General features: G+C 60.2%; 21 protein-coding genes and 1 pseudogene. All 22 read right to left on the bottom strand.

Going from position 1 to position 24,562, the window contains the following annotated elements; translation table 11 throughout:
• Positions 1-97 precede the first annotated feature (97 nt).
• A complete protein-coding gene (locus FIU28_RS17065) occupies positions 98-2,698 on the bottom strand; it encodes a DEAD/DEAH box helicase (protein ID WP_168209950.1) in 2,601 nt (866 codons plus the stop codon).
• Positions 2,617-3,450: a site-specific DNA-methyltransferase gene (locus FIU28_RS17070; protein WP_143574398.1), complete on the bottom strand. Its 834-nt coding sequence runs from the start codon at positions 3,448-3,450 to the stop codon at positions 2,617-2,619. The genes FIU28_RS17065 and FIU28_RS17070 overlap by 82 nt, the downstream gene beginning before the upstream one ends.
• A complete protein-coding gene (locus FIU28_RS17075) occupies positions 3,447-6,335 on the bottom strand; it encodes an SNF2-related protein (protein WP_143574399.1) in 2,889 nt (962 codons plus the stop codon). Before FIU28_RS17075 ends, FIU28_RS17070 begins: the two co-directional genes overlap by 4 nt.
• Positions 6,336-6,452: 117 nt before the next feature.
• On the bottom strand, positions 6,453-6,803 hold the full coding sequence (locus tag FIU28_RS17080) for a helix-turn-helix domain-containing protein (RefSeq protein WP_246660717.1): 351 nt from the start codon (positions 6,801-6,803) through the stop codon (positions 6,453-6,455).
• Positions 6,800-7,321, bottom strand: coding sequence for a hypothetical protein (locus tag FIU28_RS17085; RefSeq protein WP_143574400.1), 522 nt, complete (start codon positions 7,319-7,321; stop codon positions 6,800-6,802). Before FIU28_RS17085 ends, FIU28_RS17080 begins: the two co-directional genes overlap by 4 nt.
• Before the next feature lie 289 nt (positions 7,322-7,610).
• A pseudogene (locus FIU28_RS17090) lies at positions 7,611-7,724 on the bottom strand (phospholipase effector Tle1 domain-containing protein); the annotation flags it as partial.
• Positions 7,725-7,814: 90 nt separating this feature from the next.
• On the bottom strand, positions 7,815-8,618 hold the full coding sequence (locus tag FIU28_RS17095) for a hypothetical protein (RefSeq protein WP_143574401.1): 804 nt from the start codon (positions 8,616-8,618) through the stop codon (positions 7,815-7,817).
• Between the two features lie 1,255 nt (positions 8,619-9,873).
• Positions 9,874-10,563, bottom strand: coding sequence for a cyclase family protein (locus FIU28_RS17100; protein WP_210247731.1), 690 nt, complete (start codon positions 10,561-10,563; stop codon positions 9,874-9,876).
• A gap of 117 nt (positions 10,564-10,680) precedes the next feature.
• Entirely contained in the window at positions 10,681-11,571 is an 891-nt protein-coding gene (locus tag FIU28_RS17105; protein WP_143574403.1) for an amidohydrolase family protein, read from the bottom strand.
• A gap of 24 nt (positions 11,572-11,595) precedes the next feature.
• Positions 11,596-12,483, bottom strand: a complete 888-nt coding sequence (locus FIU28_RS17110) for an NAD(P)-dependent oxidoreductase (RefSeq protein WP_168209952.1) — start codon at positions 12,481-12,483, stop codon at positions 11,596-11,598.
• 79 nt (positions 12,484-12,562) lie between these two features.
• On the bottom strand, positions 12,563-13,261 hold the full coding sequence (locus FIU28_RS17115) for an ABC transporter ATP-binding protein (RefSeq protein ID WP_143574405.1): 699 nt from the start codon (positions 13,259-13,261) through the stop codon (positions 12,563-12,565).
• Complete coding sequence (locus FIU28_RS17120) at positions 13,254-13,970, bottom strand: ABC transporter ATP-binding protein (protein ID WP_143576246.1); 717 nt, start codon at positions 13,968-13,970, stop codon at positions 13,254-13,256. The genes FIU28_RS17115 and FIU28_RS17120 overlap by 8 nt, the downstream gene beginning before the upstream one ends.
• Positions 13,967-14,896 carry a branched-chain amino acid ABC transporter permease gene (locus tag FIU28_RS17125; RefSeq protein WP_210247732.1) on the bottom strand — a complete coding sequence of 310 codons (930 nt, stop codon included), beginning with the start codon at positions 14,894-14,896 and terminating at the stop codon, positions 13,967-13,969. The genes FIU28_RS17120 and FIU28_RS17125 overlap by 4 nt, the downstream gene beginning before the upstream one ends.
• A 71-nt stretch (positions 14,897-14,967) precedes the next feature.
• Positions 14,968-15,849: a branched-chain amino acid ABC transporter permease gene (locus tag FIU28_RS17130; protein ID WP_168209954.1), complete on the bottom strand. Its 882-nt coding sequence runs from the start codon at positions 15,847-15,849 to the stop codon at positions 14,968-14,970.
• 51 nt (positions 15,850-15,900) lie between these two features.
• Positions 15,901-17,094 carry an ABC transporter substrate-binding protein gene (locus tag FIU28_RS17135; RefSeq protein WP_143574408.1) on the bottom strand — a complete coding sequence of 398 codons (1,194 nt, stop codon included), beginning with the start codon at positions 17,092-17,094 and terminating at the stop codon, positions 15,901-15,903.
• Between the two features lie 85 nt (positions 17,095-17,179).
• Entirely contained in the window at positions 17,180-18,139 is a 960-nt protein-coding gene (locus FIU28_RS17140) for a dihydrodipicolinate synthase family protein (protein WP_143574409.1), read from the bottom strand.
• Positions 18,140-18,159: 20 nt separating this feature from the next.
• A complete protein-coding gene (locus FIU28_RS17145) occupies positions 18,160-19,014 on the bottom strand; it encodes an IclR family transcriptional regulator (protein WP_168209955.1) in 855 nt (284 codons plus the stop codon).
• Positions 19,015-19,354: 340 nt separating this feature from the next.
• Positions 19,355-20,977: a GMC family oxidoreductase gene (locus FIU28_RS17150; protein ID WP_143574411.1), complete on the bottom strand. Its 1,623-nt coding sequence runs from the start codon at positions 20,975-20,977 to the stop codon at positions 19,355-19,357.
• A gap of 3 nt (positions 20,978-20,980) precedes the next feature.
• Positions 20,981-21,829: a fumarylacetoacetate hydrolase family protein gene (locus FIU28_RS17155; RefSeq protein ID WP_143574412.1), complete on the bottom strand. Its 849-nt coding sequence runs from the start codon at positions 21,827-21,829 to the stop codon at positions 20,981-20,983.
• A gap of 21 nt (positions 21,830-21,850) precedes the next feature.
• Positions 21,851-22,537, bottom strand: a complete 687-nt coding sequence (locus FIU28_RS17160) for a DUF4286 family protein (RefSeq protein WP_143574413.1) — start codon at positions 22,535-22,537, stop codon at positions 21,851-21,853.
• Between the two features lie 71 nt (positions 22,538-22,608).
• Positions 22,609-23,652 (bottom strand): NAD-dependent epimerase/dehydratase family protein, encoded by a 1,044-nt coding sequence (locus FIU28_RS17165; protein WP_143574414.1) that lies wholly within the window; start codon positions 23,650-23,652, stop codon positions 22,609-22,611.
• Positions 23,653-23,761: 109 nt separating this feature from the next.
• On the bottom strand, positions 23,762-24,445 hold the full coding sequence (locus FIU28_RS17170) for a TetR/AcrR family transcriptional regulator (RefSeq protein ID WP_143574415.1): 684 nt from the start codon (positions 24,443-24,445) through the stop codon (positions 23,762-23,764).
• Positions 24,446-24,562 lie beyond the last annotated feature (117 nt).

A 24,562-nucleotide genomic window follows, 5' to 3' on the forward strand; every position in this document is an offset into this window, starting at 1 on the left:
ACAAGCAGGCCAACGCGATGGACGCGGCCGGTCACCCCTAGGAGCTTCGGCCGAAAAATACTGCCATGGCCACGTCGCTAGCTAATTCCTTATCTTTTCAAATCAACGCTGACCGAGAGTATGCCGATGCCAGCGACGCCAAGGTCGCGCTCGGCCTGACGGCATCATGCGGGATGAGCATATAGGTCCATGGCTTGCCGCCAGTCTCCTTGGCGTGGTCGTTCGCGTGATAGATCCACTTCTGCGCAGCCTTTGCTTTCGCCTGCACGATAGGATCGGACATCTCGTTCTTGGCCTTGATTTCGACGATCAACTTGTCCTTGTCTGTTTCGATGACGAAATCAGGCTCGTATGACTGCCCGGCCGCGTACTCGATCCGGAACTGGCCGGTCGCTGGCTTCATCCAACGCAGCACTCCGGTTTCACTCTTCGATTCGGCGATCACTGCGAACTCGCGCTCTTTGTCCGAATCGAATTTTTGGAACGGATAGCAGCACTTCGAGAAGCCTTCGAAGACGTATTTTGGCGTCTGATTGAGCGGCTCAACAGGCGTTCGGAAATCTCGAACGAATGCCGGGCTGGGCACGTTATAGGCCGTCGGTTTCAGCATCACGAAGCCCCGGGACACGCTCGCCCGATAGTCGGTCGCCGTCTCCCAATAATGCTCCTGCATCTGCGCAAAAATGAACCTGGCGAGGTCCTTCCCGTGCACGATGAGGACATTTTCGACATCCTCTGGCTTGGTGAGATAGGCTTCCAGCCGCTCCACCATCTGCCCCGAAAGCTTGAAGAGAAGCTCGCTCTGGGTCTCGTAGTCCACCTGCGGCAGATCCATGAGATGACGGACGAGATAGTTTTCGAGGCGCTCTTCCTTGACCCCTTCGACGGTGCGCGCGAGGAAAGCGCGGGACTCGTCTCGCAGGCGCTGCACCATGATCTGGTCGGACAGCGGCTGCTTGGCGATTGTTTCGAGATTCGAAAGATCGAAATCCTTGAAGCCGAAGTTCACCTCGCTCGTCGGCAGCACCACAATTTCGGGAGTCGAAATGGTGTTCATGACGAGCTGTTTCGTGACTTTGGCCACCGTTGCCGCCACGTCCGTTTTTTGTTCGAAAGTTTCGAACGATCCTTGCTCCGGAGCCATCACCTCCTTCACGATGCGGGTGATTTCGGCCTGAACCTCGGGAGTTTCGAGCTTATCGATACCGGTCTTGATTTTCCGTTCGAACTCCCGGGCGATTACGTCCCAGGTGACTTTCGCGACCTCGCGCTCTTCCTGCGTTTCGAACACATATGGCTTCTGTTCGGATTCTCCGAACGCTCCGCCATTCCCGGTCAGCGACGTTTCAACGTTCGAAGCAGATTCGACGACATGCGCGCCAACGTTGGACACGTCGCCGCCGGCGCCGACGATCACCGTCTTACGGATAGAAATCAACGAATTGGGATCGCGTGCTGCTTTGATCACGTCGTCGAAGCGATCATGGGCGATGACCGTCAACCGGTCGATGGCCTCGACTCCGGTCCGCTGACCGTAGGGCAATCGGAGGCCGCGGCCGAGGGTCTGCTCTGTCAGAATGTCCGATGCCGAAGCGCGTAGTGGCACGATAGTGTAAAGGTTCGTGACATCCCAACCTTCTTTCAGCTTGTTCACATGGATCACGATGTCAGTTTGTGCATCGGTCTCCAGAGCGACAAGCCTGGCGGTTGCCTCCTCGGTTTCTTCGCCTCGCGTTCCGGAATGCACCTCGATCACGCGCCCGTTGTAGCGGCCCTGAAAGAACTCCTCGGATTCGACTAATTTTCGGATCTCGCCGGCGTGGCCGGTATCCTGTGCGACAACTAGCATGAAGGGATGGACAAGCTTTCGGCCTGTCTGCTGCGCATAGATTCCGAGCTCCGCCTTGGTGTGTTCGTGGCAGTGGATGCCATCTTCCAGCTTGATGCGCTCAAGTTGCTCAGGAGTGACGCTGTCAGCGCGGAATCCTTCACGCGTCGCGACCGCTGGGTCTTTCACAAAGCCGTCCACCATCGCCTGGCCGAGCGGGTAGTCGTAGATGACGTTCTTGAACGCCGTCGAGCGCGCACCGACTGAGCGCGGCGTTGCCGTCAATTCCAGTCCGATCACCGGCCGCAACTCGGCAATCGCGTTCATGCCCGCGTTGGCGCGGTAGCGATGCGCCTCGTCCATTAAGAGAACTAGATCCGGCAGGCCAGACAGGTATTCGAAATAGCTCTCTCCGATATACTCGTGGAGCTTGCGAATGCGGCCCTGCTCCTTGTTGATCTTGTCAACATTGAAGATGAACACGACCGCCGTGTCGCCGAGAAGATCACCCCGCACGGCATAACCGCGCTCCCAGTTGTCTCCAGTTTCGACGATGGGGGGAAGCTGGGCGAACTCTGCGATGCCTCGGAACACATATTTTGGAGAATTCTGCTGGCTGAAGTCGCCAACCAGCTTGTTATAGATCGTGGTGTTTGGAGCCAGGATGAAGAAATGCTTCGAGCGGCCGGTGAGATAGAGGTAGGCGATGAACGCGCCCATCAACCGGGTTTTCCCGACGCCGGTCGCAAGGGCGAAGCACAGCGACGGAAAATTCCGCTCGAACTCGGTCACACTTGGATAATCAGCTTTGATCGCCTCAAGCGCTGCGGCAACATCCGCCGCCTTAGAAAACTCGATCGTTTCGAGCACGTCGGAGAGGATATCAAGCGCCTCAGACTGTGGTGTCCGGAGAGAAAGCCGCGCTTTGATCTGCTGAATCTCCCATTGGGAGCCGTAATTGTATACATCTGGTTCGGACGATAGCCTTGTGCGGCCAGCGAAACTCCTCGCCAAAGACCGCGAGGGTCCGAGTTCGGATTTCTGTAAACCTTTCGCTGCTTCTCTTCCAACGGAAGCTTATTGAATGCTGACCGAAGCTTCGATGCGTCTTTCGCGTAGATCAATATATGATCGTGAGCGTATCCAATAATTACTCGATTTTCTCGCGAGTACCGCTTCTGCCAAACGACGTTCCCAACGAAGTTCTCGCGCCCGAACACCTCGTCGCAGAGCACCTTTAGGTAGTGCGCTTCATTATCATCGATCGTAATCCATAGAGAGCCCTGCTCGGAAAGCAGTCGTCGAAGGATCTCAAGCCGGTCGCGCATAAGCGACAACCATAAAGAGTGTTCGACTCCGTCGTTGTAGTGCTCGAATGCACTGCCCGTATTGTATGGCGGATCAATAAAAACACATTTGATTTTGCCTGTGTAATCAGTTTCCATTGCCCTGAGCGCAAGTAAGTTGTCGCCCTGAATCAACGTATTGTCGAAAATGCTACCCTCACTCATCTCCGATGCATGATGGCTATTTATTGGATCTTCGATGAGAATCCTTGGCTCAAGTTTCGGTCGCTCGTCCTTGCCGATCCAGGTGAGTTCAAGACGTGTTTTTCTGTTCATGCCGTCAATTCCCAACGGATCGTCATCAAGGGAGTTATTTGCGGCGTAATCGCCAGTTTCGCGGCAACATCGTTTAACTTGTCATCGATCTCTCTGCGAATCTCGCGTAGCCTTTGGAAACTGCCGAACACCAAGTCGTCGCGCTCCTGCTCCAATTTCTTGATTCGGCGCTCTTCGACGATTTTCTCTGCCAGCGGCATTGATTGATTGCCTCGAAGCGCTCGTTTGGCGGCGTCGGCCTCGGCCTTGAGCTCCTTCTCGCGACGCTTGTTGGCGCTTTCGAGGTCCTCGGCGTAGGCCTCTAATTTCAGGGTTTCCTCATCCAGCCACTTCCGGCTTTCGTCCTCAGCCTCCTGCTGGGCAGCCTTCATGGCTTCCCCATCGATTGCCGCCATCGTACCGGCCGGATAGGTAGCGTCCACCGGGCCGTGGGAGGCGGGCACTTGGAATAGTCGCTCGGCGGTCTCCTGAGCCAGCATCTGGCCGTCATCGGTCAGCGCTGCGACCACCATGCTGTCCCGCGATCCGAGGGCTGTTTCTGCTCTCAAAAGCGACACCTTGAGCCAGCCCGATTTTCCGGAAACCCGTTCGAGGTCAGACAGGCGAGGCTGCCCCTCGCTTCGGTAGGCCTTGTAGTCAAAAACCAGCTTCGCTTCCGGAAGCTCGCGCTTGCGCGCCTCCTCGACCAAGCCATCCGCAAGTGTCCCATCGCCCAGCCGGAAAAATTGCCATCCACGCTCATCCGCCTCGGGCCAGACTGTCGACCAGGTCTTGCTAGCATGGACAAAGTGGGGGATGCCGTCATTTAAGAACTCGGCGTCTGGAAGCTCGGCGCGAGCCACCAGCCAAAGGCGCTGCTCAAAGTCCGACATGGTGCGCTCGATGTCGGTTGCGCGCCGTCGCAAGACGTCGACGACAGATGCATCGAACAGGTCGAATAGGTGCTGGCGGGTTTCCGCCATATCAGCCTTGATCTGCTCTTCAAGTTCGGCTTCGAGCCTCTCGAATGCCTCCCGAACTTCAGTCTCGCCGCGGCAGCTCTGCACAACCGCCAGTACCTTTTTCTCGAAGTCGATCCCGGATTCGATTGTCCCGAGCACTTGATCGCTCGCACCGAACAAACCTTCGAACAGGTTGAACTTGTTCTTGAGAAGCTCGTAGATCCGCTTCTCGGCTTGATTCTTGCGATTCAGCATGTTGACAACAGTGACGTCGATTTTCTGACCGTAACGATGACAACGGCCGATACGCTGCTCTACCCGCTGTGGATTCCACGGCAGGTCGAAGTTGATAATCAGCGAGCAAAATTGGAGGTTGATGCCCTCCGCGCCGGATTCCGTCGCGATCAGGATCGTCTTTTCATCGGACCTGAACGCCTGGACGATTGCTGTCTTCATGTCTGCTGATTTGGAGCCAGAAATTGCGTCGGTGCCTTGCTTTGCCTTCTTCCAGTCCTTGTAGATCGTCTGGCTTTCCGGATCGCTGTTAGACCCGTTCATCAGCACGATCTCGCCGGCATACCCATTCTGTGACAAAATGTCGGCAAGGTAGCGCTGCGTACGGACGGACTCGGTGAAGATCACCGCCTTCCGTTGACCTCTCAGCGACTTTACCGCGTCAAGCACAAAGGGGAGTTGTTCAAGTAGCTTCTCGCCCTTTGCATTCGATCCGATGGATCGGGCAAGACTCAGATAGCCCTCCAATTCAGCTATCTCGACCGCCAGCACGTTTGGATCGATCCCACCCGTGCCATCATCATCTTCGTCTTCGCTGGGACCAGATCCGGTCGAATCGGAGAGAATGGCGTCGTCGGCAATTTCCTCTTCGACTTCTGCCGTGTCGTCAATATCCTCAACGACACTTACGTCTGCCACCTCGCTCTTACGAAGCCGTGCGATGACATTTTCCAGGAACAGGACGATTGCTGCGATTGACGACCCGAGGGTTTTGCGCGCGCCGATGAGCACGAGCTGGTTGGGCTTGGAGCCGAAAGCGATAGAATCCTTGCGTTGGAGATACTCGGATACGCCTTCGTAGAGCTGGGCTTCGCGATCATGCGGCTCGAAATCGAATGTAACCGCGATCCTCTTCGTAAAGCTGACGTGTCCGGCCTCTTGTACGTCGCGCCTGAGGTGACGCTTGTAGATCGGCGCAAGGCGCCGCCGCAGGCCTTGCAATGACAGCCGGTCGGTGGTCCGGCCGTACATCCCGCGAAAACTCTGCTCGTCGCCGAAGAAAGAGTCATCAATGACGGAAACCAGCCCATAAAGCTCCATGAGGGAGTTTTGCAGAGGAGTGGCGGTCAGCATTATCTTGAAGCGGGAGGCGAGCGCGTCCCTCAATTGCTTTGCCTGAGCCGATTGTCCTTTTTTATAGACATTGCGGAGCCGGTGCGCCTCGTCAATAACGACAAGGTCCCACGCAATGCCGCGAAGCTCGTCGTGTTTGCGAGCGGCATACTGATAGGACGTGATGATGACAGCGGCGGGATTGTCGAAAGGGCGGGGCTTGCCCCCCTTCACAGCGTCCCTGTGGGTTTTCGAATCGAGAACGATGCTCGGCAACGAGAACTTTTCCTGAAGCTCCTGCTGCCATTGCGTTCGCAGTGACGCCGGGACGATCAGAAGGACGTGCCTCCGACGTTCAGCCCATCTCTGGGCGATGACAAGGCATGCCTCGATGGTTTTGCCCAAGCCGACCTCATCGGCAAGAATGACCCCCTTGGACAGCGGCGAATGTAAAGCAAAGCGAGCGGCCTCTACTTGGTGAGGCTTCATATCGACGCGAGCGGCCGAAAGAGATTTGGCAAACGCTTCTTCATTTCTCCCCTGCAGCATGATGCGATGGGCGAGATATTTGCCGTGGTAGTGTGTGTATGCCGTCATTTTCCCCGCCAGAGTAGCACACCCGAGCATCCGAACGGTCGATTCGGGCGTCGCGACGACGGGCATTCTAAACCGGCGTTGTAACTTGACAGCATGTTTTTACCGCTTGTTTATCGTTCAGACAATTTCGTCGTCTTTTTCAGCTACTTTAAGGATATAAGAAAAGTGCTTGACTTCTTCTAACAGCTGCGGGCCATACCGCGCCATTTTCAAGCCGGCCGCCGTCGGCGTCTTTCGCTGAGGCCCCTGAAACAACCGAACTTTAAAAAAGACTTCCATCCTTCGAACCCGGTCAGTGATCACCGATTTATGGATCCCGTATCGGTCTGCAACACGGTCTCGCGCCCCGTCTTCCTGGCGCACGGCCTCTGACAACAACTCCGCCGTAAGTTCGAAGTCTGTCAGCCGCATCGAAACCCTGCCGGCGTTCAGCCTTTTTACCGTCGTTCCATTTGCGATTTTAATCACAGAACGGCGGCCTTCTTACGCGTATTTCTAACCCTGCCCCCCACCCCGGGTTGAGTATAGCCATGCGGATCACTGTTTATCTGTATCATCGTCCAGGTGATCAGAGATTGTAGTACGTCCACCGATGTGCGCGCGGCCGCGTACTCTCCAAACTTATTGCGACGGCCGATCAGGAGGGCCGATCCGGCGATTGGTGCTGATCCACCGACCGTAAATGCCTCCGCAACGTTGGCGGTTACGGCTAGTAAAATATCTCCGTTCGGAAATCGGGCCGCCTTATGGGGACGCGATCCAAACCATTTTGCGGTCGCCCCAAGATCCGATGACACCGCGGTGATCTCAACCGATTGTGCGGCGGAATTTATCGCGATCGCTCTCATTGCATAGGCTCCAGATCTTCTCATAAGAAGATGACCTATCAATTGATGAGCGGCAACTATCAAAACATCGGATTCTATTTGTCGCGGGTGCACTTCGAAGAGATCTGCTGCTGCCTTAAGATTGAGCGGGCCTGCCATGTCACACAAACGCTCACTCGTGAGCTTCGTGAACGGATTGGATCAAACCGTAGGGCTTCTACATTCCCGCAGCCTCGTTTTTGAGCCGCACAACTAATCGTGATCGGGGCTATTTTTGGATTGGCGACGCGGTTCTCTGCGTTCGATGTTCGTCCTGTATGCGGAGATGCCGCCGCTGCGGTAACCGCCAAAAGTGGAGCAGCCTTATACCGACCCTGCATTCGTCATGCTGGCGTCCGATGTGACAGCCGTAGGTCGCGAGCAGGTTCCCGTTAACCAGCAAGCGGGCCTTTCTTGCTTCGGTGGCCATCCACTTCAAAGCCAGGTCGGATAGCCGGGATTCATTCTCTGGGTAGCTGCCGCCGATGTGGGAATGGTTGCCGGCGAACCACAATTGGCGCAGGTAGGCGCCCTCCTCATCTCACGGTTCGCTGGTTCCCCGTCGTTCGCCCATTATAAGCTTGAAACCAGCTAGGCAGGCGGTGATCTGGAATCATTTGGGTTGGTCGGCTGCCGGCGCACGTGAACGACTTGCCCTCTTGCGGGGCGGCGGCAGAGTTCTTGGGTGTTTGCCGAAATAGGGAGATTGGTTGCTCAACAGAAGCTGACGGGCGTAAGTACGGGCAGCTTCGGACACACCCTCCTCCGTCACGAACAGCTCTAGATAGGCGGCGTGCAGCAGAGCGATCGTCACGACGGCTAACCGCTTCCCATCGAACCCGTTCGATTGATCGATCGGCCAGCGAGCCCACAAGATGGAAAGGCAAACCAGCACGATCGTCGCATTCAGCAGGAAGCCCGGCGCCTTGAGGCCCAGCAAATTCCTGCGGAAACCGTAGCTAACGTTTTCACCGAACAGCACATGAAATTTCTTCGCGTTCCTGGTGTTCTCTCGCAGCCAGGCGACGCCGCGTGCGTAGAACTCGTCGGCCGCCTGAGGATGTCTTTCCTCATCCTCCGATGAGGGTGCGGGATCTCCCAGCTTCGCTGACATGAAGCTGTGAAAGTCTGCCTTCGTCCTCTCGTCGTAATTCGGATCCCGGTGACGCAGCAACACGGTTGTCGGCAGCCCGCCCATCTTCCCGATTAGCAGAGGTTCGATCGCTCGTCCTCGTCGTCGGGCCACGTCCGAGAACAGTCCGAACAGCACGATGAGCGCTACACCCGCGATCAAGTGCGGCAAGCCGATCGAGCCGAAAGAAAGGAAGATCGCGGCGAAAGCGAAGGCCGGCGCGCCGGCGACGATCGCCGGAGCCAGCCGCGCCTGGAGCGTATACGCGTCTAGTGGATTCTTCATATCTTCGCCTCCGTCGTCGCTGCTATCGATCCGGTCGTGAGCTCTTCGGCAGTGAGATGCACGTAGCCAGCCGGAGTGTGAATAAGCATAAGCAGCGGGAAATACTGGCTGATCGAGAGCAAGGCCGCGGTCCGGACATCGGTCCGCGATGGACCGCTCGGAAAGAGATGATTGTGCCACGTTGCTGGGAATCGTCACCGAGAGTCGCTTATGGTGCCAAGAGGAATGGAACCCGTCGATAGGATGGAACTCCGGGACATGCTTCCTGACAACCGTCAGGCGCGCACAATGCCAGGCCGCCCCCCCATGCCCCAAGTGCGATGCTAGGCTTCTGCTGGTCCAAGTTCGGTCGATCAACAACGACGTCGGGATCCATCGATACGAATGCATGAACTGCGATTTCATCCGCGAGAGTCCGGCCCTGGAAAAGGTAAGGCCCACCTCCGGATGGGGTCATCGAGCCCCGCCCGTCATGATCACGGCCGTGGAGTGCCGGGCAACCGCTGCGCATCGGCTTCGGCTGGCGGTGGCCACCCCCATCGGTGCGCCGTCCTCATGGCATCGGCGGACCGGTGGGTCTCGCTCGCGGATCGCATCAATGGCGTCGGCGTCGGAAACATCATGCTGCGGACGCGGTGTTGGACGAAACGTATCGGCCGACAAGCTCCCAGTCGCGCGCGCGGAACAGTTTTTCCAACTCGGTGTCGGACAGCTAGGCTGCCCGGTCCGCCGACGTGAGCGGCGATGCCGGCGTCGCCTATGAATTTTAAATGAGCAATAGTCGTTCGATACAAAGCTGGGCAACTCAGGTATGAACAGGCACGCTATTTGACCCCGATCGGCTTCCAAGGTTGACCTCATCGGTGCCGCTCGATGTTTCTCGACACCGCTATTAAAATCAGCCGTGGGCGGGTACTGTTGAGCCCCGTTAGGGTCAAAGTTCGAAGCCGATGCACATTCGCCTTGGCAATGCCATCGGCGCGGCGTTGGGCAGCCGTAATCGGGCTGGGCTCGGGTATCCTGCTGTGTCACTAACGGTGCCGCCCTGGCGGCGAGCGCGCTGGTGCTGTTGCTGCAGCAGTACCGTACGTGGATGGCGTGCCCGGCGGAGTAGTCCTCCCAGCCGATCGGCTGCTTTGCGCCAGAAGCTGTCAGTCGTGGTGATCGACCATGCATATCAATATTTCGGTCATTGGAGTTCATGTGTGAAATGGACGACCGTGCAGCGTCGTAGGATCAATTCTCGGGGCGCATCTTACTTCAGATCGAAAACAGCGACGGCTCGGATTGGAGAAGCCGTGCCGTTACGCCATTTCATGGGCAGGCCGATGAAGGTGAATTGACCCTGGCCGAGGAGCGATTCCAGATTACACAGGCTCTCGATGTGGGTGATATCAAGGTCCAGGCACGCCTTGTGAACCAGCAGGTTCACATCACCCATGGGGCCAGGTCGCATCGAGTCGATGCCGAAATGTACAACGCCCTTGTCGGCCAGCCATTCGGTTGCAGCGACGTTGATGCCCGAATTGTCGGTTGCGTATTCCTTGCCGGGGAAGGTGCGCTCGTGGTGTCCGGTACACAGCAGCACCGTGCCGCCATCGGGCACACCGACGCCGCTCTTTTCCACGGCCGCCTCCAGATCGGAGGGTGTGATCTCCGCGCGTGGCGCGATATGGCGAAGGTCGATGCAAATCCCCGTCACGATGCACTTTTCCAGCGGATACTCGTCAATCGGTATTCCTCCCTTGCCAAAATGACTGGGCGCATCGATGTGCGTCCCGGCGTGGTCAGGCATCGAGATGAACATGGATGCCAATCCGTAAACACCGCCGGAGTCGGCGAAGGAATCTGAATGGCTCTTCCAGACCCCGTGCATGATCGGAGGATGTCCGGGATAAGTCGGGGCTCGGTGATGCAATTCGCGGCTAAGATCGACGATCTTCATGTCATAATCTCTAAAGAACGTTTGGAATGTTTGGCTGGCAATGAGCAAATCGGCGGGCATTGTTCGGATGCCGTCTCCTGTCGCAAGCGCCAATCGATGCATGGCCGAGCGCAGGCGTCAGATCCGGTACAGACGCGCCGCCGTGTTGTAAAGCACGTCGTGCTGCCCTCCTTCCGGAAGATGTTCGATTGCTTGGCGAAAGGTGCCATACAGCGACGCGTAATCGGTCCAAAGCTTCTCGATCGGAAAGTTGCTGCCGAACAGACAGCGGTCCGCGCCGAACAGCGCGATCGTCTCCCGAACAATGGGCGCCACCGTCTCGAGGCGGTAGGCGTGATCGAACGTGCCAAGCCCCGACAGTTTGACGTTGACGTTGCTGCAGTCGGCCAATGCCGCCATGCCGTCCCGCCATCTCTTCCAGCCGTCCTTTGAGGTGTCCTCGAGCATGCCCGCATGTTCCAGTACGAACGTGGTATCGGGGAAGCATCGGGCCAGCCTCGCGCCGTCCGCCATCTGGCTGGCAAAGACTTGCAACTCGAACAGCAACCCGTGGTCCGACAGCATCGCGAGGCCGCGCCGCCATTCGCTGTCGTTGAAGACATCCGGGCGGAGCGCGAAGCTGTATTGCGGATTGTCGTGCCAATGCAGCTGCTGGCGGATGCCGCGGGTCGCAGGCAGGTCCTTCAGTTGCTTCAGCAGGGTTCCGACATCGGGATCCGCTAGATCGGCGTGAGCGACGTTGGCGTGCGGCCATCCGGTGGCGTCAGCCACGGACTGCACCCAGCGGGCCTCGTCGAGGCTCTGCCCGGCTGGCCAGTTAGTCTGTACGTAAACCGATCTGACCACGTCGCATGCAGCGACTTCGGAGCGGAACTCCTCGATCGTGTAGTCGCGGCAGATCGGCTGATACGGCCCGAAGATGCGAGGCACCTGCGGGCCCGACAGCCAGCTAAGGTCTTTCAGCCGCCATATGTGGTGGTGCCCATCGATCGTGGGGATCGGCTTCATTGTCATAACTCCGGTCGCATTGGGTCAGGATGAATGCGAAGTCGACCAGAAGGCTGGCAATTCGGTGCAGTCGCGGCCACCCCAGCCCTCCCTGCTCGCCTGGTCAAACACGGCCAACGTCCGCTGCGCCAGGGGAAGCTCGAGGCCGAGGGTCGCCGCTTCGGCGACCATGGTGCGCAAGTCCTTGCGGATGGAGTCGCAGTCGAAAGTGGCGGAGCCGGGATCCTGGCCTTGCAGCGCCCGCGCGACGGCGGGTCCCCGCGAGCGAAGCACGTTTGGCGCACCCGACGTTTCGGCGAAGAATTCGACCATCCAATCGGGATCGCGACCGAGATGTCGACACAGCGCATAGGCTTCGCCAAAGCTCTGCCAGAACACGGCCAGTGGCAGGTTCACGGCGAGCTTCATACTCGACCCTGCGCCCACCGGACCCATCAGTTCGACGCGACGGCAGAGCTGGTCGAGGACGGGCCTCGCCCGCTCGAAGTCCTCCGCCGTGCCACCGGCAAAGCCGAGCAGCTTGCCGCCAAGCGCCGGGCCGACGGTGCCGCCGACGGGACATTCGAGAAACGCGGCGCGGCGTTCTATCACTCGCAGCGAGAGCGCTTGCTGGATCGCCGGCTGCACCGTGCTCATTTCGACGAACAGTTTTCCGGCGACGTCGCCGCCCAGCAGCCCTTCGGGGCCGTCGAACACGCGACCGATCGCTTCCGCGTCTGTGAGGACGGTCATGATGATATCGCAGCGCTGCGCCAACTCATTCGGTGACGCGGCAACGTGAGCGCCGAGTTCGGCCAGCGGCCCGGCCTTTTCCGCCGAGCGGTTCCAAACGGAAACCTCGTGCCCGACCTCGATCAACCGCTGGCCGATCGCGCTTCCCATTCGCCCAAGCCCTGCAACGCCGATCATCATAGCTATGCCTTTCAGAAACGCGGATCTGCAGGAGCAGCCCCTCGGAACGAGGCCCTTCCCGCATGTCATGCAGCCTGCGCTACATCAGATGGTCGAGGATTTCCGGATTGTTCAGTAAATCCTGTGCCCGGTCGTGATGCCGAACGGCACCGCTGGCCAGGATGTAGATACGCTCCGCGACGTTGCAGGTCAGCTTGGCGTTCTGCTCGAACAACGCCACGGTCAGCCCCTCCGCGCCGAGCAATTTCAGCGCCTTGCCGATTTCGCCGATCACGATTGGCGCAAGGCCGAGCGAAGGCTCGTCGAGAATCAGAAGGCGCGGGTCCGACATCAGGCCCATCGACACCGCGACCATCTGCTGCTGGCCCCCCGACAGCGTGCCGGCCGCCTGCCAGCGCCGCTCCTTCAGGATCGGAAACATGACGTAGCAGCGCTCGATATTTCGTAAGGTGCGTTTGCTGTCGCCGAGCGGATCGCCGGCGATGACGAGGTTCTCCTCGACTGACATGCGCGGAAACAATCCGCGGCCCTCGGGCACGACAGAGATGCCGAGTTCGATCCGCTTGTGCGTCGGCACCTGCTGCAGATCGTTGCCGTCGAAGGTCAAGCGTCCCGACTTGGGCGCAACGAGCCCCCCGATCGCCTTGACGATCGAGGACTTGCCGGCGCCGTTCGGACCGACAACGCCGACGATTTCGCCCTTGCCGACGCTCATCGCGAGATGATCGACAGCGAGAAACGGCCCGTAGCGTACCGTCAGATCTTCAATTTCAAGCATCTGCTGTCCCGAGATATTTATCGATTACGCGCTGGTCCGCCAGGATTTGCGCCGGAGGCCCCTCAGCAAGCTTCTCGCCGGCCATCAGCACGACGACCTTGTCGGCCAGTTCGCGGATCACCTTCATGGTGTGCTCGATGACGAAGATCGTGCAGCGACCCTTGAGCTCCGACAGCACGCCGATCATGGTGCGCACCTCGGCCGAGGACAGGCCGCCCACCGGCTCGTCCAGCATCATCAGCTTGGGTTTCTGCACCAGCCGCATTAGCAGTTCGACCTGCCGCTGCTCCATCAGGGTCAGCGATCCCGCAGGCTTGTCGAACCGATGGGTGATGCGCAGCCAGTCGGCGATTTCCGCCACCGCCTCCGGCGAAGCCGCGTCGCGCGCATCGACCAGCGCGGTGGCGACGTTCTCACGTACCGTCAGTTCGCCGAACACCCGCACCGCCTGATAAGTCCGCGTCAGCCCGGCTTTCGCGATCTGGAACGGGTTGGTCCCGGATACCGAACGGCCGTCGAAAGACACGGTGCCGCTATTCGGCTTGGTGTGGCCGGAGATCACGTTGACGAACGTGGTTTTTCCGGAGCCGTTCGGCCCGATCATGCCCAGCGTCTCGCCGCGGTGCTGCACGAGATCGATTCCCTTCAGCGCCGCCACGCCGCCGAACCGCTTCGACACCGCTTTCACATCCAGCAGGATATCGTTCATTTTGTACCCCTGGGCGTAGCCGGCACGTCGAGCGGCGCCGTCTCTTTTTTCTTTCGCAGGAAGCCGCCGGCGATTCCGGCCGGCATCAGGACGATCACCGCGATGATCAGCAGGCCGTAGAGGATGTCCTTCACCGTGTAATATTCCTGCAGCAGAAACGACAAAGGCGCGAGCAGGATGGCGCCGATGACCGGGCCCCAAATCGTGCCGCGGCCGCCGAAGGCGACCATCAGCCAGATGTTCATGCTGATCAACACATCGAACGACCGCGGCGAGATGAAGCCGATATAGGGCGCGTACAGCGCGCCGCCGATTCCGGCGAACAGCGAGCCGATGAAGAAGGCGATCATCTTGTAGCCGGTGACGTTGATCCCCAGCATGCCGGCAAGCTCATCATCCTCGCGAATGGCGATCAGCCTCCGTCCCAGCGTCGACTTGACGATGAAGATCAGAACGATCACGCCGATCACCGCCGCGGCCGACAGGACGAGATCGTAGGCAAGAGCCGACAGCGGCTGGCCGCCCATCGACGGCAGCGGTATCTGCGATATGCCGGTATCGCCGTTGGTGAGACCCGAGAAGTAGATGAAGCCGAGCGTCACCACCGTCTGGATCACCAGCGAGCAGAGCGTGAAATAGAAGCCCTTGAGGCGAAGCGACGGCAGCCCGAGCACTGTTCCCGATATCGATGCCGCCAACGCCCCGACCGGCAGCGCCAGCCAGAACGACCAGCCCGACGCGGTAAGCCCCACGACCGTATAGGCGCTGATGCCGGCCAGGCCCGCGAACATCAGCGGCATCAGCCCGGTGTAGCCGTACAGCAGGTTCATGCCGGACGCCCACAAGATGTGGATCATCGTCACGCCGGCAACAAAGGCGAAGTAGCGATTGCCCGACAACAGGAACGGCGTTGCGAAGGCGACCATTGCAAAAAATGCCAGCGGCAAGCAATGCCCTTTGGCGAGCAGCCAACGGTCTTTGTTTTCTGTGACAGGCGTCATCGCGCAAACAGTCCCGATGGTTTGAAGAGCAGGATCAACAGCATCGCGCCAAGGTAGGAAAACGCCGCAATGGTCGGGCTCGCGACCGTCGAGACCGCCGCCTGGGTGAAGCCGAACACCATGCCGACGATCACCGCACCCAGCACCGAGCCGGGACCGCCGATGATCATGATAGCAAAGGCGGTGATCGACATCGTCCACGCCACCGTGAGATCGAAGCTGTAGGCAAGCGCGAACAGGATGCCGCCGGCAAAGATCACGGCATTGCCGAGCGCGAAGGACAGACTGTAGCTGGCCTTGACGTTGACGCCGCGCAGGGCAGCCGCGTCGCGGTTCTGGAACACGGCGCGGATGGCGCGGCCGTAGCGATGATAGCGCAGCAGCGCGAACAAGGCCGCGAGGATGGACAATGCCAGCGCCAGCACCATCAGCCGGTTGTTGGCGACCGGCAACGGGCCGACAAAGGTGATGCCGCTGATCAGCGGCGGCAACTGGAACTGGTCGCTCCAGCGCCCATAGGTGGCCGCGAAGATACCGGTGAGAATCTGCGTGATGCCGAGGCTGAGCACGAAGTAGGAGATGTTTCGATTGGGCACGTCGTAGAACCGGCGCACCAGAATGTATTCGAGCCCGTACGACAGCGGCACACTGATGCCGATCACCAGGACGGCAGCGATGGCCGGATGAATGCCCCAGCTTACCGTCATGGTCCAGCCCAGCAACGCGGCCAGCACGAAGAACTGGCCGTTCGCGGCGTTGGGCATCCAGATCGAGCCATAGACGATCGTCACGCCGACGGCGACGAGTGCGAAGATCGAACCCAGAATCAGGCCCGTCGATATCGTTGAAAGAAAAATAATAAGATTTGCGTCAGACAAGCGCGCTACTCCGGGAGAAACGGGCCGCCGAATGTCCGGCGGCCCTGGCTATCACTTGACCAGCGTGTAGACCGGGATGACTTCCGGATCCCACTCGATGTAGAAGGCCTGCTTGGCCTTGTAGGTCTTAGCGGTCACTTCCTTCATCTGCAGGAAGTACATGAACTCCATGCGTGCGCCGTTCTTGTCGAACTCGATCGGAATGCCCGAGGTCTTTTCCTTGGTCTTCAAGGCCGACATCGCATCGCGGAATTTCTCGCGGTCGTCGGCGGCGTCCGGATTGGCGTCGATCACTTCGCGTATAACGTTGGCGGTGACGTAGCAGAAGTTCTCGCCATAGGACGGCGGGCGATCGTATTGCGCCGTGAACTCCTCGACGAAGGTCTTGCCTTCGGGCGTCAGCGAATCGAGGTTGGAGTCGAAGAACGTGCCGTAATAGGATCCGACGCTGCGCTTGCCCCAGTTCATCACCTGCGTGGTGATGCCGAACGGGTGGATGATCTGTTCCGGCTTGATGCCGAGGTCGAGCAACTGGTTGGTGATCGTATTGTCGAAACCGCCGGCGCCGCTGACCACGACGAAATCGGGCGTGGCAGCGAGGATCTGCGCGGCCTGAACGGTGGCGTCGTTGGAGCCCTGCGGGAAGGCGATATCGCCGACGATCTGGAGGCCGGAACGCGGCGCCTGATATTTGATGCCGGCGGTGATCGCGCGCATCAGCGCGTAATCGGAATAGATCATGGCGATCTTGCCGCCCGGCTTCTGCTTCTCCACGAACTTGGAGATCGCATAGCCCCAGCCCACCGCATCGGGCTCGAGGCGGAACGTGTAGCGCGTGCCGGGCTTGGTGAGCTGCGGGAACGCCGCCACGGGCACCACGAACGGCACCTTGTTCTGCTCGGCATAGCCGTACACCGCGAGGCCCGTATCGGAGCTGGTCGGGCCGCTCAGCGCGAGCACCTTGTCCTGCACGTCGAGGCTGCGCGAGGCCGCCACTGCCTGCGCCGGGCTGGTCTGATCGTCGGCGATCACGAACTCGATCTTGCGCTTGCCCGGCGGGTTGAGCGTCTTTTCAGCCATCTTCAGGCCGGCCACGCAGCTGGTGCCGAAGAAGCTCCAGGCGCCGGTCAATTCGGTCACGAAACCGATCTTGACCGGAGGCTTCTCCTGCGCATGTCCAATGCCGGCCGACGCCAGCGTCGCCGTCGCCAGAACGGCGGTGAGCCAAGACTTCTTGTGTGTCATTTCGTTTCCATCCCAATGAATTGTTTTTTTGATTTGGTAATTCGGCCGGCAGATCTTGCGTCTGCCGTGCCGTCGTTCTTAAAAACTAAGCGGCTTCGCGCCGGTTGCCGGACGCATCCAGCAATCCCGCCGCGATCAGGGCCTCGCGAATGCGCGTGATCTCCGGCTCCTTGATCTTCACCAGCGGCGGGCGAACGACGGCCCGTGGCAAGCGCCCAAGAAGAACCAGCGCCTCCTTCATCCGGTTGTGCATGTCGACGAACGGCTCGGTATAGAACACGCTCGCAACGGGATGAATGCGGTCGTTCAGGCGGCGCGCCTCGACGAGATCGTTGGCGTTCACGGCGCGGAACAGCTGCGCCTGCAGGTCGGCGATCACGCTGCCGCTGCCCGACAGCAATCCGGTGCAGCCGAGCACTAGCGAACTGAACAGCCAGGCGCTGTTGGTCGACAGCACATTGACCGGCCGGCTACGCGACTGCAGCACGCGCACCTGGTTTTCGTGCTGCTGGACGTTCTGGGTCCAGTCCTTGATCGCGCGGATGTTCGGGATCTCGTCGAGCAGCCGCGTCAGCGTCGCCATCGGATAGCCCTGCCCGGTCGCCAGCGGATACTGGAACAGGATGATCGGCAGATCGGACGCCGCAGCAATCGTCTTGAAGTGGGCGACGGCCATGTCGGCGTTCTGTCCGAGCGTGAACGGGGCCGGTGGGAACACCAGCAAAGCGGACGCCCCGCCGGCCTGCGCGCGCTTGGCAATGCGCGCCGCTTCCAGACTGCCGTCAGCCCAGACGCCATGAACGATCGGCAGGCGGTCGCCGATTTCGTCCATGGTGATTTCAAGAATTCGGCTCTGCTCTTCCGCCGTGCACGAGGCAACTTCAGTGGAGTGCGCGTTTACGGTCACCGCCGACAGGCCTTTGACGGCGGCGATATCACGCAAATGGCTGCGGAAGCTGCTTTCGTCGATCGAAAAATCATCGTGAAACGGCAGCAGCACCGCGGGGATGACGCCACGGGGCGCGAAGTCGGTCAATTTATTCATGTCGGTCTCCTGTCTGTCAGTCATGCCGGTCGTTGAAGTCGCAACGGGGAGCGCTCGTCCAGCGGCCACATCCGCGCGAGGCGGGACGCGACCTCCGCGGCCAGCGGGCCGCAGGCCTCGATCTGTGTCCGCGTCATGCGGTTGGTGGGAGCCGCCACCGAGACCACGCCGACGCATTCGGTGGCGCCGGAAAGCCGCGACGCCATGATCGGGGCGGCAACGGCCCCTACCCCAATTTCATTTTCCTCGAAGGTCGAGGCGAAGCCGCGCCGGCTGGAACTGTCGAGCTCCTTGCGCAGGATCTCGTAATCGACATTGGTGTGCGTCGTCAGCGACGCCATCCCGGCTTGGTCGATCAACTTGGCCGCGCGTTGGAACGGCAGGGTCATCAGCCACGCCTTGCCGGTAGCGTGGCTGTGCAGGCTGACTTCGAAATTGAAATTAGGATCGATGCGCAACGTGCGACGCGTTCCGACCACCGCATAGACCCAGGTGATCTTCTCGCCGCGCTCTACCACCGAGAGGCGGACAAGTTCGCCGGTCCGCTCCGCCAAGTCTTCCAGAACGCTGGTGCATTGGCCAAGCAGTCCGGATTGCTGCAATTGGCGCAGGCCGAGATTGCTGATCCGGTAGGTCAGGTGATAGCGCTGCGCGACATCGTCACGCCAGACATAGCCGGCATGTTCGAGCGTCTCGAGCAGACGCGATGCGATCGCCTTATTGATGATCAGTTCGCGCGAAATTTCCGCCAAGCTTAGGCCATCCGCAGCGTCGGACAGCAATTGGATCGTTTCCAGCGCGCGCTCGACAGCGAGCACGGTCGTCTCCACCGGCTTGGTCGCACTGCGCTTGGAATCGGAGCGCGTCCCGGCCATCACAACTTTCTCCATATCAACTGCACCACAACCGGCTTGCGCCAGCGTTGATCGCTTCCATGGCCGATCCCAGGCGCTCCAGACGCGATGTCGTGCAAGATAAAGCTGAAAGCCAGCCGGCGCGGCGCCAGCCAACGATGCGACCGCGTGATCCGCGTCGCGCGATCATCAGACAGCGGTAGCTGCGAATGGCTGAACACGACCGCAACAGAGCCTCCAGAGTTTATCGTTACCTTCTAGGGGTAACGTCGTTACATTAAGTCGTTTCGACTTGCTGGTGTCAAGCGCCGATCAGGCGCAATCAAGTTTTCAAATGGAATTATGCAAATGTAGTTTGTCGTTAGATACCGCGCCGCGCGCGAATAAGATCTGCGGCTTTTTCTGCAATCATGGTCACGGCGGCGTGCGTATTGCCGGATGGTATCGTCGGCATCACAGAAGCATCCGCGATACTCAGGCGGTCGACGCCATGCACCCTCAGATCGGATGAGACCACGGCCATCGGATCCTGCCCCATCCGCGCGGTCGCGACGGGATGAAAGATCGTTGTGGCGATGTCGCCGGCAGCGCGCGCGAGTTGGTCCTCGGTCATCACCGACAGGCCGGGCTTCAGCTCTTCCGGCCGGTACTCCTGCAGGCGCCTGGTGGCCATCAGCCTGCGCGCATGCCGGATGCTGTCGACCGCGACGATCCGGTCGCTCGCGGTCGATAGGTAGTTCGGCTGGATTTTCGGCGCATCGCCAGATGCGGCGCTGCGGATATGCGAGGTGCCGCGGCTTTCCGGGCGCAGATTGCACACCGAGACGGTCAGCGCGGGAAAGCGATGCAGCGGCTGGCCGAAGGCTTCCAGCGACAGCGGCTGGACGTGATATTCAATATTGGCACTTTCGTAGTCGGGCGACGAGCGCGTGAAAATTCCGAGCTGGCTTGGCGCCATCGCCATCGGGCCGCTGCGCCGCAAGGCATATTGAGCCGCGATCCGCAGCTTACCGGACCAGCCGGCCGTCATGTCATTCAGCGTCTTGGCGCCGGTGATGCCGAATACGGTGCGGATCTGCAAATGGTCCTGCAGATTTTCGCCGACGCCGGGAAGCTCGCGCTTCACCGCGATGCCGTGTTGCGACAGCACTTCGCCGGAGCCTATGCCCGAGAGTTCGAGCAGTTTCGGCGTGCCGATGGCGCCGGCAGCCAGCACGATTTCGCCGCCGACGTCGGCGCGGAAAGATTGTCCGCCCTTGCGGTAGACGATTCCGGTGGCGCGGCCGTCTTCGATATCGATGCGCTCGACCTCGGCATGGGTCTCGATGCGCAGGTACTTGCGGTTCTTCACGGGATCGAGAAAGGCCTTGCGCGCGTTCCAGCGCACGCCGCCGCGCTGGTTCACCGCAAAGTAGCCAGCCCCTTCATTGTCGCCGCGATTGAAATCATCGGTCGGCGCGATGCCGAGTTCGGCCGCGGCTTCACGGACGGCGTCGAGCACCGGCCAGTGCAGGCGCTGCTCCTCGACGCGCAATTCGCCGCCGATGCTATGATGGTCGTCGGCGGGCCCGTAGTGCCGCTCCGACTTCAGGAAGTACGGCAGGACATCGTCCCAGCCCCAGCCGGAATTGCCCATCTGGCGCCAGACGTCATAGTCCCGCGCCTGGCCGCGCATATAGATCATGCCGTTGATCGACGAACAGCCGCCAAGCACCTTGCCGCGGGGATAATTCAGCGAGCGGCCGTTCAGTCCCGGCTCGGGCTCGGTCTTGAAGCACCAGTCCACGGCCTTGTTGCCCATCGTGTAGAGATAGCCGACGGGGATGTGAACCCACAGCCGGTTGTCGCTGCCGCCGGCTTCCAGCAAAAGCACGCGGGCGTTCGGAATGGCGCTCAGACGGTTGGCGAGGACGCAGCCGCCGGACCCGGCGCCGACGACGATGTAGTCGAATTGCCCGATGGAGGCTGCGTCCTGACCGGCCATCGGCTACGCGCCTTCCAGCACGACGGTCTGCTGCTGATGACCGAGCCCGTCGATTTCGAGCCGCATCACGTCGCCGACCTTGAGATAAAGTGGCGGCTTCATGCCGAGACCGACGCCGGGCGGCGTGCCGGTGGTCACGACGTCGCCGGGGTGTAGCGTCATGAAGCGGCTCAAATAGCTGACGAGATGGCCGACGCCAAAAATGATCGTCCGGGTCGAGCCGTCCTGTCTGCTCACCCCGTTGACCTCGAGCCGCATGCCGAGATTACCGGAATCCACGACTTCGTCGGACGTCACGAGCCACGGTCCCAGCGGAGAGAACGTGTCGTGGCTTTTGCCCTTGGTCCACTGGCCCTGACGTTCAATCTGCCACGCGCGCTCGGAGACGTCGTTGAGGATGCAGTAACCGGCGACATGCTTCAGCGCGTCGGCCTCGGACACGTTCTTGGCGCGCGTGCCGATCACGAAAGCAAGTTCGACTTCCCAATCCGTCTTCACCGCGTCTGCGGGAATTTCGACGGGATCGTAAGGGCCCGAGATCGAGCTCGTTGCTTTCAGGAAGACGATCGGCTCGGTCGGGACCGGCAACCCGGCTTCCGCGGCGTGATCGGAATAGTTAAGGCCGATGCCGATCAGCTTGCCGACGCGGCCAACGCAGGGGCCTATCCGGGCGCCCCGCGGGGCGAGCGGAAGGCTGTCCAAATCCAGCGCGGCGAGCTTGGCCAGCCCCTTCGGCGAGACCGCGGCGCCGTCGAGATCCGCGATGACACCCGCGAGGCTACGCACCGCGCCCGCCTGATCGATGATGCCCGGCTGTTCCTCGCCGACGTTTCCAAATCTGACAAGCTTCATATAAATTCCCGCAGTTGCAATTTATGAGTGGTCGGCGATGCGATGGGCGATCTCGAGCCAGTAGGCGCCGCGTTCTTCGTCTTGGCGGGGCGCTGCGCAGGCAGCATCGCCTGCGGCGACTGGATCGGTAAGCCGATCCGGCGGCAACGTCTGTTCGATCATCACCAGATAGGCCTGCTTGCCAGGGCCGCCGCCGTAGATCTTGCGCTCCGACGTCGCGATATTGCTGACTGCGGCATCGGCCCGCCACAGCCGCGCCCGCGATACGCCGCGGCATTCGCCAACGGCCTGCATCCAGGCGCCGACATAGTCGCCCTCACGGCCGTCCGGCAGATCGAACCGCAGCGCGGTGATGTAGGGCGCCGCGAAACGTCCCGCGTCGCCGACCTCAGCCAAGCGCGAATAGATACTGCGCACCGGGCTCCTGAAGCGGGTCAGCGCCTCGCGCGTCCAGTCGGTCGGCGCGTTCAACGCGGCCATGTAGGCGTCCGACGCCAGCACGCTGGTCGCATCCGTTTCATAGAACATCATGAAGTGAGGCGCGTCGCCCATGGCACGATAACGCCGACCCTCGCGGAACCCTGGAATGGCGACGCGTTCTGGGATGTGCTCGCAATTGTGCCACTGCTGATAGCGCAGAACGTAATCGGGATCTATGTCCGACCAAAACGCCATTAGGCCGAGGCCTGGTGCAGTTGTCTTGCTCATGTTGGATTTCCAGCATCAGGGAGGGCGCGCGCATCGATGGTCGATGCACGCGGTGTGTCCGGCAGGACCGATCAGAACTGACCGCCGCGCTCCTCGTAATGGGTCGGCTTGTCGTGGGACGGCATGCCGCGCTGCATCCAGTCGGCGACCCAATCGATCATGCGTGCCAGCGACACCGTCGGATAGCCGTACAGCCGCTGCGCTGCCAGCGTGCTGTTGTACCAGCCCGTCTGCGTTTCCTCGCCTTCGTAGACCGGCTTGCGTCCGAAGATGCGGCCGAATTCCTCGGCTGCCATGCGCACGCTCATATGCTCGGGGCCACCGACGTTCAGCGGCGACGTCGGCGTCGTGACGTGTGCCAGCGCGCCGAGTATCTGCGCGTTGCTGTCGCCCTGCCAGATAACCGATGCGTAGGCGGTTCCGATCGGGATCGCGGTGCCGTCCATCACCCAGCGGGCGATATCGTGAAGCACGCCGTAGCGCATATCGATCGCGTAGTTGAGCCGGATGAGGCGGCCGGGCGTTTTGTGCTGGCGGGAGAAGTAGGAGAACATCCGCTCGCGCCCCGTGCAGCTGGTCGGATAGTCGCCGACCGTTCCCGGCTGGACGCTCTCGTCCCAGCCGCCGCCGCTGATCGGCGCGAACGGATAAACGCATAGCGTCGAAAACGCCACAATGCGGGATTTATGGAAACGCTCGGCAACCATCGCCGGTACATGCGTATTCATCGCCCAGGAGAAGCTGGGGTCGACGTCGGTGCCGAATTTCTTGCCGGCCATGTAGATGATGTTCGGCGTATCCGGCAGCGCATTAAGCGCCTCGCGGTCAAGCAAATCGCACGACAGTGTCTCGATGCCCCAGCTCTCGAGCCGTTCGCGAAGTCCAGCCTCGGAAAAGCGCGCCACGCCGATGATCCGTTTGTCTGGCGCCGCCCGCTTCGCCATGCGTGCGAGCGTGGGGCCGACCTTGCCGCCGACGCCGAGAACCATGATGTCGCCCGGCGCATCCGCAAGCAGCTTGCCGAGCCATTCCGGCGGCCGCGACAACAACTCCTCGAGGATCTCTTCGGTGGCAATGGTGGCTGGGAGATCGTGCGACTGCAGGAACTCGCTCATTTTGCTTCCTCCGTTTTTAATTAAGCGTTCACTTAGTAGTCCGGCACGTCAGTGTCAAGCGAGTCGGACGCATGAAATTTTCAAAATTTCTGGTTCGACGACGACGCTCTCAGGGGCGAAGGAATCCCATGATGACCTCAGTGATGAACGTCTCGCGCTGGTGCAGCCGTTCTTCCGTCATGAAGTCCTGATGCAGGATGACGCCGAGCGTATGCCGGTTCGAAAGGTAAAAATAACCTTCGGCATTGATCGAAATGAACAGGTCCGTGGCATCGACGCCCCGGCGGAACACGCCCTTCGCGGCGCCGCGGTCGAGCGTTTCCCGGATGAAATCCAGCAAGGCATCATACATGCTGACGATCAGCTGCGAATTTTTGATGTGGCGCGCGCGGTGGATATTTTCCGAGACCAGAAGCCCTATCGCATCCGGCGAATTCACAAACATCCGGAACGTCGACACGATTAGGCCGCGCATCGCTTCTTCCGGCTCCGCGTGGCGCAACTCCATATCCTTATGGTGTGCGCGAATGTTGCCATAGGCGCGCTCCATCACAGCGATGAAGAGCTTTTCCTTGTTGCCGAAGTAATGATAGACGAGATTGATATTGCAGCGCGCCCGCTTGACGACCGCGTCGACCCGGGCGCCATCGTATCCTCGCGATGCAAATTCGCTTGTCGCAGCGTCGAGTATCCGCGCCTTGGTCGCGAGGGGATCACGCGCAATGATTTTAGGGGCCGCACGTCGCGTTTTCATCGCACTGACTTTCGGAACGCCTCCATGCGTCAGGGACACGCGCGTTGACTCGTTAATAGATAAATTCACCTATCTCGTATTTAAAATGATCGGTCAATCCGTAACTTGGAAGCGTTACGGCCGAACTCGATGGTCCGCTTTGCGCCACAAGCGGCC

This window comes from Tardiphaga sp. vice154, assembly GCF_007018645.1.
GTDB lineage: Bacteria > Pseudomonadota > Alphaproteobacteria > Rhizobiales > Xanthobacteraceae > Tardiphaga.

Excerpts from the sequence above, each read along its gene's own strand:
- FIU28_RS17070 (WP_143574398.1), bottom strand. The coding sequence starts at position 3,450 with ATGAACAGAAAAACACGTCTTGAACTCACCTGGATCGGCAAGGACGAG.
- FIU28_RS17075 (WP_143574399.1), bottom strand. The coding sequence starts at position 6,335 with ATGACGGCATACACACACTACCACGGCAAATATCTCGCCCATCGCATC.
- FIU28_RS17085 (WP_143574400.1), bottom strand. The coding sequence starts at position 7,321 with ATGGCAGGCCCGCTCAATCTTAAGGCAGCAGCAGATCTCTTCGAAGTG.
- FIU28_RS17095 (WP_143574401.1), bottom strand. The coding sequence starts at position 8,618 with ATGAAGAATCCACTAGACGCGTATACGCTCCAGGCGCGGCTGGCTCCG.
- FIU28_RS17100 (WP_210247731.1), bottom strand. The coding sequence starts at position 10,563 with ATGAAGATCGTCGATCTTAGCCGCGAATTGCATCACCGAGCCCCGACT.
- FIU28_RS17105 (WP_143574403.1), bottom strand. The coding sequence starts at position 11,571 with ATGAAGCCGATCCCCACGATCGATGGGCACCACCACATATGGCGGCTG.
- FIU28_RS17110 (WP_168209952.1), bottom strand. The coding sequence starts at position 12,483 with ATGATGATCGGCGTTGCAGGGCTTGGGCGAATGGGAAGCGCGATCGGC.
- FIU28_RS17115 (WP_143574405.1), bottom strand. The coding sequence starts at position 13,261 with ATGCTTGAAATTGAAGATCTGACGGTACGCTACGGGCCGTTTCTCGCT.
- FIU28_RS17120 (WP_143576246.1), bottom strand. The coding sequence starts at position 13,970 with ATGAACGATATCCTGCTGGATGTGAAAGCGGTGTCGAAGCGGTTCGGC.
- FIU28_RS17125 (WP_210247732.1), bottom strand. The coding sequence starts at position 14,896 with ATGGTCGCCTTCGCAACGCCGTTCCTGTTGTCGGGCAATCGCTACTTC.
- FIU28_RS17135 (WP_143574408.1), bottom strand. The coding sequence starts at position 17,094 with ATGACACACAAGAAGTCTTGGCTCACCGCCGTTCTGGCGACGGCGACG.
- FIU28_RS17140 (WP_143574409.1), bottom strand. The coding sequence starts at position 18,139 with ATGAATAAATTGACCGACTTCGCGCCCCGTGGCGTCATCCCCGCGGTG.
- FIU28_RS17145 (WP_168209955.1), bottom strand. The coding sequence starts at position 19,014 with ATGGCCGGGACGCGCTCCGATTCCAAGCGCAGTGCGACCAAGCCGGTG.
- FIU28_RS17150 (WP_143574411.1), bottom strand. The coding sequence starts at position 20,977 with ATGGCCGGTCAGGACGCAGCCTCCATCGGGCAATTCGACTACATCGTC.
- FIU28_RS17155 (WP_143574412.1), bottom strand. The coding sequence starts at position 21,829 with ATGAAGCTTGTCAGATTTGGAAACGTCGGCGAGGAACAGCCGGGCATC.
- FIU28_RS17160 (WP_143574413.1), bottom strand. The coding sequence starts at position 22,537 with ATGAGCAAGACAACTGCACCAGGCCTCGGCCTAATGGCGTTTTGGTCG.
- FIU28_RS17165 (WP_143574414.1), bottom strand. The coding sequence starts at position 23,652 with ATGAGCGAGTTCCTGCAGTCGCACGATCTCCCAGCCACCATTGCCACC.